Source organism: Cupriavidus sp. HY129, from assembly GCF_059492215.1.
Genome location: NZ_CP083254.1, coordinates 1,644,805 through 1,657,217, shown reverse-complemented (window position 1 = coordinate 1,657,217; position 12,413 = coordinate 1,644,805). Strand labels below are relative to the sequence as shown.

Below are 12,413 nucleotides of genomic sequence, written 5' to 3'. Positions count from 1 at the left end.
GCCAGACCCGACAGCACGACAGGCAGGACAACAAATGACATGACATCCCTCCAAGATGCTGGGGATGTCCCGGGAACGGAATAACGGCGTGTCGCCGCGCGCGAACATAGCAAGCCCGCGCGGCTATCCAGCTCGATACGGCATCCCTGAGCGCTTACCCCAAGCGACTACGACTAAATCCGACTCAACGTCCGGCGCCAGTTCCAGAGGAACCGGCCAGGAATCCGTGCTGGTGGCCCCAGCAGATGTGGGCCACTTCGTTTTCATTGGTTTCTAACTTTGCGTCCTGTCAAAATTAACTCGGGCCTTTAGGGAAAGCAATCGCAACTTCGCGGCGCAAAAAAAAAAGAAGCTCGCATTACTGCGAGCTTTATCTCACTAGTCAGATATCGTGAAGTCCGAAGCGTAGTCTGCGGTACTTCCGCCTGCTAATTTCCCGCTAGGGTGCAGTGGCGGATACCTTGCTCCATCCCGGCACCGGATCGAAGGACTGGATGCCATCGGCGCGCGCACTCGTGTTCTTGCCCAGATCCCGTTCGTAGACCTGCCCTTCGTGATTGACGATGAAGCTCTTGATGCCGGTTTCGCCGTACTTGACGGGCCACGCCAGTACCGCGAACCCGCCGAACAAGCGGCCATTCACGAGGTAGTTGTACTGTCCGCCCGGTGCCGCAGGCCCCTGCGACGTGAGCAACTTGAACCGGTAGCCGTTATAGCCCTCTGCACTGGCATTGCGGCCCACGGCGCGCAGGAAGGCTGACCCCAGCGGGCTCTCGGGCTCGCCGGCCGACGTCGGCCAATACAGGCCGTCACGCTTGCCAGGCGAACTGACCAGATGCGCGGCGTAGACCAGCATTCCGTCGCCCGAATGATCGGTGCTCGCATATTCGCGCTGCGCATCGTAGACCGCCAGCATGGTCTGGATCGTCGACAACTCGTTACGGCCGATCCGGCGCAAGCGGATTTCAGTCAGACCGGCTTGCGTATCGAACTGCCACTGTCCGTTGCGCTTGACCAGCGGAATGGGCATCGTCCAGCCATCATTGCCGACGGCGATGCGGGCCGTGTTGTCGTCCTGCTTCTGGATCGAGTGCGACTGGCTCCAGGCGGACAGGAACTTGTAGCGAATCTCGGCCCCCAGTGGCGGGATCAGCCGACGTGCCTGATTCCCGAAAATGGCGTCGATGGCGGTGTCGTTGCTCGTGGTGACCGCATCGCCAAACGCGTTCATCGCGGCCTCGGGAGTGGCGAACGACTTCTGCGCATGCGCAGCCGGCACCAGGCCGAGCATCAGCACGAGCGGCACCGCGGTGGCCGTGATGGCCATTCGCAAGATACGGGTCAAAGCGAGCATGAATGTCCCCTTCTGCATACGCCGGTGTGTCGCATATCAACGCCTTCCGCCGCCGCCACGGCCACCACCGCCACCGCCGCGTCCGCCGCCGCCGCTGAATCCACCACCGCCGCGTCCTCCCCCTCCGCTAAAGCCACCGCCGCCGCCACCACCACCACGCTGACCACCGCTGAAGCCTGCCTGGCTGGAACTGGCCCGGCCACGATCCAGGTCACGCTGGGCCGTGTTGCCACCGCCCACGCCCTGGAAGGCATTGTCGCGTCCGCCGCCACCGTAGCTGTTTCGATTGCCGCCGCCAGCGCTTCGGTCGGCAACGCCGGCACTCCGGTCGCCGACGCCCGCGCCACGGTTCCCGCCTCCGGCGCTCCGATCACCAACGCCTGCACGATCCGAGCCGCCCATGCGGTCGCCCGTGCTGGCGCGGTTACCGCCACGATCGCCGCCCCTGTCACCACCGCGATCGCCCGCACGATCCCCTGCGCGGTCGCCTTGCCGATTTCCGGCACGGTCACCTGCCCTGTCTCCTGCGCCTTCGCGGCCACGGAAGTCGTTGCGCCTGTCGGCGCCGCCAACGTTGTTGCCGAACTTTTCCCGCGTGGCGTTATCGCGATACGCCACGCCCTTGCGATGGCTGGAATCGTGCTGCCAGCGGTTGCCGTTCTGGACCTTGGTTCGGTCGAAGTTGCGGTCGATGTTCGCCGCCTTGTTGACGTTGATATTGACGTCGCCACCGCCCCAGTTGCAATTGGAGAAGATCGCGCCAGCGGCGGCCAGTCCAACGCCCCAGGCGAAGCCGGTCATCAGCGCGCCGCCCGGATAGTAATAAGGTGACGGCGGCCAGTAATACGGCGGGTAGGACGGATAGCTCCACCCGCCATAGACGACGGTGGGGTTGTACGACGGTACGTAGATCACCTCCGGATTGGCCGGCTCGATCCGCACGATGGTCTGGGTGGTGCCTCCCCCACCAGTCGCGCCGCCGCTGGCCTGCGCTGGCGGTTCGACGATGACCTTCTGCTGCTCGTTGGATTTCAGGTTGCCGGACTGCTGGGCCTTGGCGCGCAGCCGTTGTACCGCCGCCATCACGTCCTTCTCTTGCGCCAGGAACGCGTCGCCGAGCTTCTGGGTCCAGTCGAGCTTGTCGCTCATTGGCTCCAGCACCTGCGGAAACGCGACCAGCGATTTCACGCTGACGTCCCACGGCTGACTCTCGACCGCCTTGATGGCGGCATCCCCTTTGACGTTGGGGTTGGCCTTAACCCATCTTGCTGCCTGTACCACCTCGAGCGGATAGGTCGACGCCATCAGCGCCTGCGCCAGCACGGAGTCAGGATAAAGCGCGATCGGTGCGACCAGCGCTTCGAGCTCCTCGGGCTTGAATGACGCCGGGCCGGCGCTATTCTCCTGCGCCCAGGCGCTACCGATGCTTGCTAGGAAGCAAGCTATGATCCATGCTCCGATCCAGTTGAGTCGTCGCACGCTGCAACGCGTCATGGCAGCCTCCTGACACCACATCGGTTTCGCCCGCACCGATGCCAATATGGTGATCTTATAGATGCCCCGTTTGCTACCCGCAATGGAACCTTGGTCCAATACGCGAGCGAACGGACCAACGGTACGCTTCCGCCAGGAACAAGGTTTGCAGGACATCTCGGACGAACGCATGGACCGTGTCACGAAACGGAAACATCGACCGGGTACGTTCAGCGCCCTCGCGTGCAGTGGGGCGCTGCTTCTGGTAATGGCGACCGCCATGCCGGCCGCGCACGCCCAGGCGCAAATTTTCGGACCCGGTGTGCAACGGCAGGCCAACGCCGTGCTGTCGCTGATGAGCTATTCGGTCGTGCCGGATCTGGCATCGAGTTCGCTGTCGATCAAAAGTGCCCAGACGGACAACCCCGGCATCGTCATGTCGCAGCTTGGCGGTGGCTTCACGATGAGCAAGACGTTTCCGCTCTATCTCGAAGGCTCGATCGCGTACAGCCGCTACGATCCGACCTTTGTATCGACGGACGGTGCGGAATCGCGCCTGCTTCCCACGCGCTGGAACACTTTTGCCGGAACGGTCGGTATTGGCTGGGATTTTCCGCTAACTGACGACAAGGAACTGGTGATCCGCCCGATCCTCAACGCTTCGCTGGGCAATGTGTCGAGTGACCTCAAGCTTGCCACGGCGGTTGTCCAGCACGTGACGGACCGCGACATCAACTTTCTCAACGGTGGCACGTTGAATGCCTACGGCCTGGGTGGCGCGCTGATGCTGGACTGGGAACACTACCGGCCAGAGCACGACATTGATATCGAGCTCCGCTACACCAGTATCCATTTGCAGAGCTTCGGCGGTTCCGCGCCATCGGTGCAAGGATCCGTTACCTCGCAAACTGCGAATCTCTATGCGCGCTGGCGCGCCCCGACCGGTCTGATCGCACTCGATCGCCCGCTCAGATACGTGCTCGAACTCTCCCATTCTCATTACTTTGGCGCGCAGGCGGGAGTATTGGGATTCAATTACCTGACAACGCTGGGAGCGGGACTGGAACTGGATACCACCGCGCACGAGGTGTATGTGACACGTGTGCGGGCCGTCGTCCGATATGTGTTTGGCAATAATGTTTCTGGTGTTTCCCTCGGACTGGCGGCGAGCTTCTGAGGCGGATATCGCAAAACCGATCGGCTGAGAGTTGTTGCGATCGACTTCCTCCGTCTTGCACCAATATGGTTATTATCGATCCATTTTGGTGCAGAAAACAAATCCCATAACTGACATCGGACTTCGGTCTTGCGCTGAATGCCCGCGCTCGCACGCGCCGTGATGTATTCAGATATTTCTCGTTAGCGCCTTCAAAAACCGGCGGCGGCATACCATACCAAGTTTACGTCTGCCCTATGGCTGTGCGCTTTTCGGCCAGTTTCATGCCATTAATGTGCGCTATTTGATGCACGGCGCGCCCAAATGTTGATCATAGTCAATAATCTACAACCATCATCTATCCCATTTATATAGGATTGAGTGTGAAATAAATTCAAATGCATTTTGATCTGAACAAGTATCAGTGTCTCAAGAGGGTTGGCCGCAATCCGTAAGGCTTTAATGAAGTGGCCATCCTGGACCCCGTTGGCGTTTCTGGTCCTATTTCGCATCATGGCGTGTGGTTATATTTCCATACAAATGCAAGCGAAAGAATGTTCGTTTTTCAGAAAATGAAGAATATGCTTATCAGCATCAAATCCAGGCTTATAGCGGGGTTCGCATTGTTTGCATTACTGCTGACCGGCGTTGGCGCATTTGGCTATTATGGACTGTCCACGCTTGGTGAGCGCATCGAGGCACTCTACGCGTCCAATACCACACCACTTATTCGCGTGGCTTCGGTCAGGGCGCATTCCTTGCGTATACGTATGAATCTCTGGCGTGCGCAGGTCGAAGCTTCACCGCAAGCCACTGCACAGGCCGAGAAGGACATTGCCGCGTCGCGCGCCGCCATCGAGGATGCCTGGGCGCGCTACTACCCGAACGGCATCACCTCCCCCCGCGAACGGGAGCTTGCCACGCAGATCAATGCTTCTCTGCAGGAACTGCTCCCGGAGAACGACAAGGTGCTGACCCTGCTTCGCGCGGAAAACTATGCTGCGGCCAAGGAATACCAGGACGCCAACGTCGCCGCGCAAGCTGACCGGCTGAACGAGTTGATCGACAAGGCCATATCCGACAACGCCGCGCAGGCGGAAGCGGCCGTGAAAGAAAGCTCGGGCATGACAAAGACGATCCTGTTGATGGCCGCTTTGCTGATCGCCGCCGGCATCCTGTTGTCGCTGGTAATCGCTACCTTGCTGACGCGTGGGGTGACAAAGCCGCTCGACAAGGCATTGCATATTGCCACCGATGTTTCCAAAGGAAAGCTTGGCCAGCCGTCGTCGTCGATACCCAGGACGAGATTCGCCGCGTGATTGACGCCCTGAAGTTGATGGATGAAAAGCTCTCTGCCACCGTGGAGGAAGGAGCGCGCCAGGCTGGCGAGGTCGGCGCATCCATGCAGGAAGTCATCCGCGTGATCAACAAGATGTCGGACATTATTGGAGAGATCGTCGTCACATCCGATGAGCGAATCCGTGGGGTTGAACAAATACACGTCGCCAACAGCCAGATTGACGCAGCCACGCAGCAGAACGCCGCGTTGGCAGAAGACGCTGCGGCCGCCTCCCAGTCTCTTCAGGAACAGGCGCGGCGAATGAAGGAGGACATGATGTTCTTCCGTCTCGCGAACGATACCAGCGCCATCACCGTGCCTCGCGCCTCCGTGCCAAAAGCCGCTGCGCCCGTCGTCAAGAGGGTTGCGAAAACCAATGTGATGAACCCATCCAGCCAGTTTGCGCTGGCCGCTCTGGAAGGCAAGTCAGGTCACGGCGACTGGCAAACCTTCTGAGCTCACGCACGAGGGAGTTCCCTCTGCGGGTCCAAAGCAATAAAGCCGGGGGTGGCGTCAAGCACACGCCACCACCCAGGTGTCCGCCACCGCCTCTCGCCTTCCGGGTAGCCATCGCTGCCAACGGTCAGCAAGTTACGGAAACTGCGCCCCTCTCGCATCGCCTCACTTGAAAATGCCTCGCTGCTCTGCATGTACCTTCGCCAGCTTTTGCCTCCCGGGTGGATTGAATCGCCGCGACATCGATCGCCTGGACTCCGTCGTACATGGCCGAATCAGCCTGCATAAGGGCGAATCGCTTTATCGGCTGGGTGATCCCGTGAAAGCCATCTATGCAATCCGTGTCGGCACATTGAAGAGCCAGGTTTCCACCCAGGATGGACGCGTACAGATCGTTGGGTTTCATCTTCCCGGCGAACTGGTCGGCCTCGACAGCCTGGTGTCCCCGCAATATATGTCTCACGCGGTGGCCCTCGAGGACGCCCGGCTCTGCCGCATCAATCTGACAGCGTTGCGCGATCTTGCTGTCGCGCTGCCCGGGCTGTACAACAACATCCTGCGGCTCATGGCAAACGAAGTCCGTCACGACCATGGCATGTTGAGAACGCTTGGGGTGCTCAATGCCGAGGAAAGGCTGATCGCGTTCCTTCTCAGTCTTTCCGCGCGGCTGTCCGCCAGGGGATTTGCGGCAAGCGAGTTCCAACTGCGGATGACCCGGGAGGAAATCGGCAGCTATCTGGGCCTGAAGCTAGAGACGATCAGCCGCCTGTTCTCCAGGCTTTCGGAGACGGGACTGATCACCGTCCGACACCGCAGCGTGAAGCTCAACGATCTCAACGGGCTACGCCTGATATATGAAGGCTCGTCAGGCGCTCTGGCATCGTTCCAGAATGGTTGTCTTGCTGACTGAAGTGGTGTCAGGTATTAATTTCAGCGCGATTAATTTTGGCATTTCACACGCGCATAAATTTGCGTCTATGCAATATTTTAGCGTTCATTTCAATTTTTTTATTGAAAATAATCATATAATTGAAAATGTAGTCAAGTTTACTCCCCATTGGACTTGGCTATATCCGCGTTTATGCCCTCCTCTGGATGGCATTTTTTCCCATTGAGGAAGATTGCGTGCAGGCGGATTACTTGGATCTGAATATGAAGAATCGCAGCCCCCTCGTTGATAGAGAAAGCTGCCAATACCGATACTGCCGGGGGGAAGCAGAACTCAGGGCTTCAGATTGCCCATCCGACGGAAGGATGCGTCCTCCGAGCGATTCATCGCCGCGGGTTCGATGGATATCGTTTGCTGCAAGCCTTCTGGCACGACGATGGGCATAGCCAGCTTCTTCCCCTTGGCTGCGCGTGGGGGCGGCGCGCATAATCCACAGACGAAGTTGGTCTGCAGGTCATACTTGTGCCTGACGAACGAACCACCACAGCATTTGCAGGTGGAACTGACCAACGTGCCAGAGTCCAGGAACCTGAGCATGGTCCAGGCTCGCGTAAAGCTCAGGGTGAATTCCTCGCCTATCAGCGAGATGTGCTCCGCGTACAGGCGATAGGCAGACACAATGCAGCGGATGCGCGATTGCTTACCCCGAGCCATCAGAAACCTGTAGGCGGACAGGAACAGCGATGCATGCACATTCGGTCGCCATGTAAGGAACCACTCTGGCGAGGACGGCAATTGCCCTTTCGGCGGCGAGACACCTCGCAACTCCTTGTAGAGCCGGGTAAGACGGTCACGCGATATCGCGACTTCGGACTCCAAAACCTGCAACCGCGCGCCGAGTTCAACCAGTTCCACCGCCAACCGGAACTCCTCTACTTCTCTAAGGACACTCTTCCGAGTCGTCATGTTCTGCCTGCATCGTCAGTTGATCGAGTCCACGGGGTGCGCCGAGAGCAGAATAGCCATGTGCATTTGCTGGAGATCGTGTTGCGGCGACCCATTTGCCAGCGTTGATAGCAGTGAATGGTTATCGAATCTGAAGGCGCAAAGAAGTATGTTGGTTCGCGCCAGCTTGACCAACTGCGTGGGGCTCAACCCTCCAATGATCTCGGCCACTTCCTGACTGACACCTAGCCGGAACATGGCTTCTGCGTCATGCTCAAGAATCATGCGCTGCGCGAGCAAGAGATAAGAAAGATTGAAATCTGAAATGCTGATGACCCTGTCGTCGACTTCCATTTTTAAATTTATTACTACGTTGTTGATGTGCCAATACTAGCCCACCAAAAGACTCCGCTTCGGAATATTGACGGCGAAATTTGTGAATAGTCAAAATGCGATAAATACCTTCATCACAGGACATCGTCATTGTATTTATCGGGATATTTTTCGATATAAATAGATGTAAATTTTGATGAAAATCAAGATACATGTCCTTGTGGAGTTAAATTGACGATCAGACTTCCGTAAATAATGGCCGCCTCACGTGCTCCTCCTTGTCGGTGGGTATTACCGCACGGCAATGGAGCCAGCGTTCCTGTTACAGCGTGGCCTCCGGACTTCCGATTGACGAGGCAAAACAGAACGCATCTTTTCCATTGCGCTTGGCCTGGTACATAGCGACATCCGCCTTTCTCAGCAGTTCTGCGGGTGTCAATGCATCCGTCGGGTACACGCTGATGCCAATGCTGGACGTCACGAAAACCTGGTGTTCGCCGATCTGCCGCGCGGACCGGATCATCCGGAGAAGGCTCCGCGCCAGCGTTGGGAGATGGTCCTGGTCTCCGATGCCTTCCAAAACGATGGCAAACTCATCGCCACCAATCCGTGCAACCGTGTCGGAATCGCGCACCGCGTTCTGGAGATCCCGCCCAATCAGGATGAGCAACTCATCGCCGACGCCATGCCCCAGCGTATCGTTGACGGCCTTGAATCCGTCCAGATCGAGGAACATGAGTGCAACCGGCTGTGGCATGCGCCTGGCACGGGCAAGCGCCTGGCTGAGGCGCTCGTCGAGCAGAAGCCGGTTTGGCAGGCCTGTCAGCATGTCGTGGGTGGCAAGATAGCCAAGCCGCTCTACAGTCTGTTGCCGATGCGTAATGTCAGTGCAGATAGCAGCAAAATGCGTGTACTCGTGGTTTGCCCCGCAAATGCCCGCAATCGACAACGACTCCAGGTACACGCCACCATCCTTGCGCCGATTCCACAGCTCGCCTTTCCACTGGCCCGCCTCTCTCAGCGCTTTCCAGAGTCCGCGATAAAACTCCTTCGTCTGTCGTCCGGAATTGAACATGCGAGGGTTGTTGCCGACCAGTTCGGCCTGGCTGTATCCCGTGAGGCGGCAAAATGCGGGGTTCACCTTTTCTATCGTCCCTTCCGCATTCGTAATCATGACCCCATCCAGGGTCATCTCGATGGCCTGGTCCGCCAGCCAGAGGTGATAGCGCGACTCCTCCATGGCGTCGTCACGCTGGCGAACCAGGTGCGTGAAGATAGCGATCGAAATCGTCGCGCCAGTCGCCAGCAGCACAAATGCGAAGGCGGTGGTGATGACCACGCTCAGCATGGTGGCACTTTCCTGCCGAAGCGCGGCCGCCATGGCGACGTTCAGATCGACCTCGCTCGCGATCAGCGTATCCAGCTGATTCAGCGCCTCGACGTTCTGCTCCAGCCAGTCGCGCGTGTCATCGTGTTCGCCGAAGGAAATCCGCTCCAGCGAAGACCGGACGATTCCGCTGAACAAGGTCAGCCGATGCCCGATCTCGGTGGCGAGCACGTCCTCGTGCTGATTGTCTGGCGCATCCGCGCAATACCGGGCCCAAGCGTTGTCGATGGCCCTCAGATTCACATGTATGGCCGCGATGGCCTGGCGTTCCTCTTCGCGGCCGCGCAAGGCAACAAGCCGCCAGAGCAAGCGGCGGATGTCGGTCGCACGTGTCCTGATTTCTGCTAGCTCTTTGATCGGCGCGGTGTTGTGCTCGTAGATTGCCTTCACGTATCCGTCAAACCTCAGCATGACGAACGCGCTTCCGCCGATCAGTGCTGTCAGGGCGACGACCCCGGCAGCTATGGCTTTGATACCTCGACGCCTTAGCGGTTGGGCATATGATTCCATTCCCAATGACGAATGTGGCCAGCAGGCCTTGGGTGTTTCCACAAAGCCAGCGACGAATTGCAACAAGAACGTTGAAGTGTCGGCAGGATACTGGGACTTCACTGCCTCCCCAATCTTCCATGTTGATTCGCATCAAGGCGAAGCCGGAATATGTATTGCAGGAGCTCGCGCAACATGGACGACGTCGGCGACACGCTGCCTTCGACGTCTCCGGCTAGCAACAACTTGCCGCGAATTGCCCACGGTCAATATCGCAGACCCATATCTGGATCCGCAGGCCGTTATTAGCAACCGAAGCACGGCAGCCCATCGGTTAGACACCAGACACCTCGAGTGTGGCCGTGCGTGGCGCGACGGCAGCGTAGGCTGCTATCGCGAGAGAGAGGCCTATCCGCACTTTCGCCTCCATGCAGGCGAACCTAATCCATGAAGATCAATATGAGTCGAAATCCACAGTCCGCCGCATTCGGCGTAGCAACTCAGGCAAGATCCGAACTGACACCTCCCTGCACCACCTCCGAGAACCCAGGATCAGGCGGCACGCCCGCTGATCCGCTCGGTGCCATGATGAGCGATATCGGCGTACTGGGCGATGCGTCGCTACATTTCGGAGCCAGGCTGCTGGTTATTCGAGAGTTGCTCAGAGCCTTGTGCAGCCATCTGCCGACCGCGCTGCGGGCCGGAATCACCAACGAACTGCGAGCCGGTACGGAGCGAATCCTCGCGCACGCCGACGAACGGCCCCTGCCGGACGCCTTCTACCACGCACTTCTGGACGAGATGAACCACTACCTCGAGTGCCTGTGAGGGATTGAAAGCCGACTGCCATATGCCTGAATTCGGAATCCGGCGCAACCATAGTGAGGAATTTATTTAATTCGCCAAATAAAAGATTCATGTCGTGAATCAAAGTCCCCACGCAGAGCTGCGATATTCTGGGGGGAAACCCTGACGGGGCACTCCACGTGCCCCGTGCCCCCGGATTTTTTCACGGCGCGCCATGCGCGGTGATGCCTGCATGGAATGGCTACCACGCATGTCACTTGCCTTTGCCAGAGAGTTACTCATCAAGCGTCATATCTCACGTCGCGGGCCAGCCGCGGCACTGATAGTCGTCCCGATGCTGCTTGGCGGCTGCATCTCGATGGATCCGACCTACGAACGCCCTGCTGCACCAGTGCGGACCGCATGGTCGCCAGATGCCACGGCGCCGGCCGTCACGCCAGCCGCCACGATAGGCTGGCGCGAGTTCTACGCGGACCCCGAGCTTCAGGCACTGATCGGACAAGCGCTCGACAACAACCGGGACTTGCGCATTGGCGCAGCGCGTGTCGCGCAATCGTTTGCTGCCTACGGCATTCAGCGGGCGGAGCAATACCCGTGGATCGGCGCATCCGCCGATGGAACCCGGGCTCGGGTACCCGGTGATCTGAATCTGACTGGTCGACCTCTAATAAGCAGTCAATATCAAGTTGGCGTTGGACTCAGCACGTGGGAGATCGATTTCTGGGGGCGTATTCGCAGTCTCAAGGACGCCGCCTTGCAGAACTATCTGGCGTCCGATGCTGCGCAACGGGCTGTCACACTGTCGATCATCACACAGGTGGCGCAGACGTATCTGGCCATTCGCGAGCTCGACGAACGGATCGCTCTGGCAAAGCAGACAACGGACACCCGGGCCGAATCGCTGCGTATCTTCACGCGCCGGGAACAAGTCGGTTCCGCATCCAAGCTGGAACTGACCGAAGTCATTACCCTTTATCAGCAGGCCCGGGCACTGGTCACCCAACTCGAGCAGGACCGCGCTACACAGTCTCACGCGCTGGAGGTTCTGGTCGGCGCGCCGGCCGATGTCAAGCCGGCCATCGGCCTGGTCAACGACGCCGAGTTGATGCGTCAGATCGACGCTGGCCTGCCATCCGAGCAACTGGAGAACCGGCCCGACATCGTTTCGGCCGAGCACCAGTTGATGGCCGAGAACGCAAACATCGGCGCTGCACGGGCGGCATTCTTCCCGCGAGTGACGCTGACCGGTTTCGCCGGCACGGCCAGCGCGGACCTGGATGGTCTGTTCCGTGGAGGCAGTGGCGTATGGTCCTTCGCACCAAGTATTTCCATTCCGATCTTCCAGGGCGGACAGTTGCGTAGCAACCTCGACCTCGCGAAAGCGCGGCGCGTGGAGGCGGTAGCCCAATACGAAAAGACCATCCAGAATGCTTTCCGCGATGTGGCCGATGCCCTGAGCGCGCAGCGCTGGCTGGCCGAACAGGTCGATATTCTGCAACTCACACAGGCGGCCCAGGCCGAACGCCGACGACTGGCGAAGCTGCGCTACGACAATGGTGCCGCAACCTTCCTCGAAGTCCTCGATGCCGAGCGTGATCTGCTTGTCATCGAGCAACAGGCCGTCCAATCGCGCCGCGCCCTGCTTGCCAGCCGCGTCAGCCTGTATGCCGCACTGGGCGGTGGCACAGCCGTCGCCTCGCCGTCGGAGGTGGCCGCTCCGGAAGTTGCGCCCGCCAGTGCAGCGCCTGACGCCAAGCCCTCCACACCTTCTACTGCTCGTTAACC

Annotated in this window: 11 protein-coding genes; 6 read left to right on the top strand and 5 right to left on the bottom strand. The window is 59.1% G+C overall.

Annotation, left to right across the window (positions count from 1 at the left end; translation table 11 throughout):
- Positions 1 to 439: 439 nt before the first annotated feature.
- Together K6G35_RS07545 and K6G35_RS07540 are read right to left on the bottom strand one after the other, a co-directional pair.
- Positions 440 to 1,354, bottom strand: coding sequence for a DUF2950 domain-containing protein (locus K6G35_RS07545; RefSeq protein ID WP_035882229.1), 915 nt, complete (start codon positions 1,352 to 1,354; stop codon positions 440 to 442).
- Positions 1,355 to 1,390: 36 nt separating this feature from the next.
- Entirely contained in the window at positions 1,391 to 2,848 is a 1,458-nt protein-coding gene (locus K6G35_RS07540) for a DUF3300 domain-containing protein (protein WP_035882185.1), read from the bottom strand.
- 259 nt (positions 2,849 to 3,107) lie between these two features.
- On the opposite strand from K6G35_RS07540, the gene K6G35_RS07535 reads away from it, so the two are divergent.
- The 4 genes from K6G35_RS07535 to K6G35_RS07520 all read left to right on the top strand — a co-directional run bounded on the left by K6G35_RS07535 (position 3,108) and on the right by K6G35_RS07520 (position 6,688).
- Complete coding sequence (locus K6G35_RS07535) at positions 3,108 to 4,004, top strand: hypothetical protein (protein WP_008650814.1); 897 nt, start codon at positions 3,108 to 3,110, stop codon at positions 4,002 to 4,004.
- Positions 4,005 to 4,450: 446 nt separating this feature from the next.
- Positions 4,451 to 5,302 (top strand): MCP four helix bundle domain-containing protein, encoded by an 852-nt coding sequence (locus K6G35_RS07530; RefSeq protein ID WP_495676291.1) that lies wholly within the window; start codon positions 4,451 to 4,453, stop codon positions 5,300 to 5,302.
- Entirely contained in the window at positions 5,299 to 5,778 is a 480-nt protein-coding gene (locus tag K6G35_RS07525; protein WP_495676290.1) for a hypothetical protein, read from the top strand. Before K6G35_RS07530 ends, K6G35_RS07525 begins: the two co-directional genes overlap by 4 nt.
- 175 nt (positions 5,779 to 5,953) lie before the next feature.
- Entirely contained in the window at positions 5,954 to 6,688 is a 735-nt protein-coding gene (locus K6G35_RS07520; protein WP_035882182.1) for a helix-turn-helix domain-containing protein, read from the top strand.
- A gap of 312 nt (positions 6,689 to 7,000) precedes the next feature.
- Here the strand turns inward: K6G35_RS07520 and flhC are convergent, their stop codons facing one another.
- The 3 genes from flhC to K6G35_RS07505 all read right to left on the bottom strand — a co-directional run bounded on the left by flhC (position 7,001) and on the right by K6G35_RS07505 (position 9,944).
- On the bottom strand, positions 7,001 to 7,633 hold the full coding sequence (flhC, locus tag K6G35_RS07515) for a flagellar transcriptional regulator FlhC (RefSeq protein ID WP_008650810.1): 633 nt from the start codon (positions 7,631 to 7,633) through the stop codon (positions 7,001 to 7,003).
- Positions 7,634 to 7,648: 15 nt separating this feature from the next.
- A complete protein-coding gene (flhD, locus tag K6G35_RS07510; protein WP_008650808.1) occupies positions 7,649 to 7,966 on the bottom strand; it encodes a flagellar transcriptional regulator FlhD in 318 nt (105 codons plus the stop codon).
- A 301-nt stretch (positions 7,967 to 8,267) separates the two neighbouring features.
- Positions 8,268 to 9,944 (bottom strand): diguanylate cyclase domain-containing protein, encoded by a 1,677-nt coding sequence (locus tag K6G35_RS07505; protein ID WP_234706972.1) that lies wholly within the window; start codon positions 9,942 to 9,944, stop codon positions 8,268 to 8,270.
- A 324-nt stretch (positions 9,945 to 10,268) separates the two neighbouring features.
- Here K6G35_RS07505 and K6G35_RS07500 point away from each other — a divergent pair, with 324 nt between their 5' ends.
- Both K6G35_RS07500 and K6G35_RS07495 read left to right on the top strand, forming a co-directional pair.
- Positions 10,269 to 10,649 carry a hypothetical protein gene (locus tag K6G35_RS07500; protein ID WP_152415064.1) on the top strand — a complete coding sequence of 127 codons (381 nt, stop codon included), beginning with the start codon at positions 10,269 to 10,271 and terminating at the stop codon, positions 10,647 to 10,649.
- Between the two features lie 229 nt (positions 10,650 to 10,878).
- Positions 10,879 to 12,411, top strand: coding sequence for an efflux transporter outer membrane subunit (locus tag K6G35_RS07495; RefSeq protein ID WP_052018162.1), 1,533 nt, complete (start codon positions 10,879 to 10,881; stop codon positions 12,409 to 12,411).
- Positions 12,412 to 12,413: the final 2 nt, after the last annotated feature.

Bases quoted from the DNA above. Each gene is read 5' to 3' on its own strand.
- K6G35_RS07545 (WP_035882229.1), bottom strand. From the start codon at position 1,354: ATGCTCGCTTTGACCCGTATCTTGCGAATGGCCATCACGGCCACCGCG.
- K6G35_RS07540 (WP_035882185.1), bottom strand. From the start codon at position 2,848: ATGACGCGTTGCAGCGTGCGACGACTCAACTGGATCGGAGCATGGATC.
- K6G35_RS07535 (WP_008650814.1), top strand. From the start codon at position 3,108: ATGCCGGCCGCGCACGCCCAGGCGCAAATTTTCGGACCCGGTGTGCAA.
- K6G35_RS07520 (WP_035882182.1), top strand. From the start codon at position 5,954: ATGCCTCGCTGCTCTGCATGTACCTTCGCCAGCTTTTGCCTCCCGGGT.
- flhC (WP_008650810.1), bottom strand. From the start codon at position 7,633: ATGACGACTCGGAAGAGTGTCCTTAGAGAAGTAGAGGAGTTCCGGTTG.
- flhD (WP_008650808.1), bottom strand. From the start codon at position 7,966: ATGGAAGTCGACGACAGGGTCATCAGCATTTCAGATTTCAATCTTTCT.
- K6G35_RS07500 (WP_152415064.1), top strand. From the start codon at position 10,269: ATGAAGATCAATATGAGTCGAAATCCACAGTCCGCCGCATTCGGCGTA.
- K6G35_RS07495 (WP_052018162.1), top strand. From the start codon at position 10,879: ATGTCACTTGCCTTTGCCAGAGAGTTACTCATCAAGCGTCATATCTCA.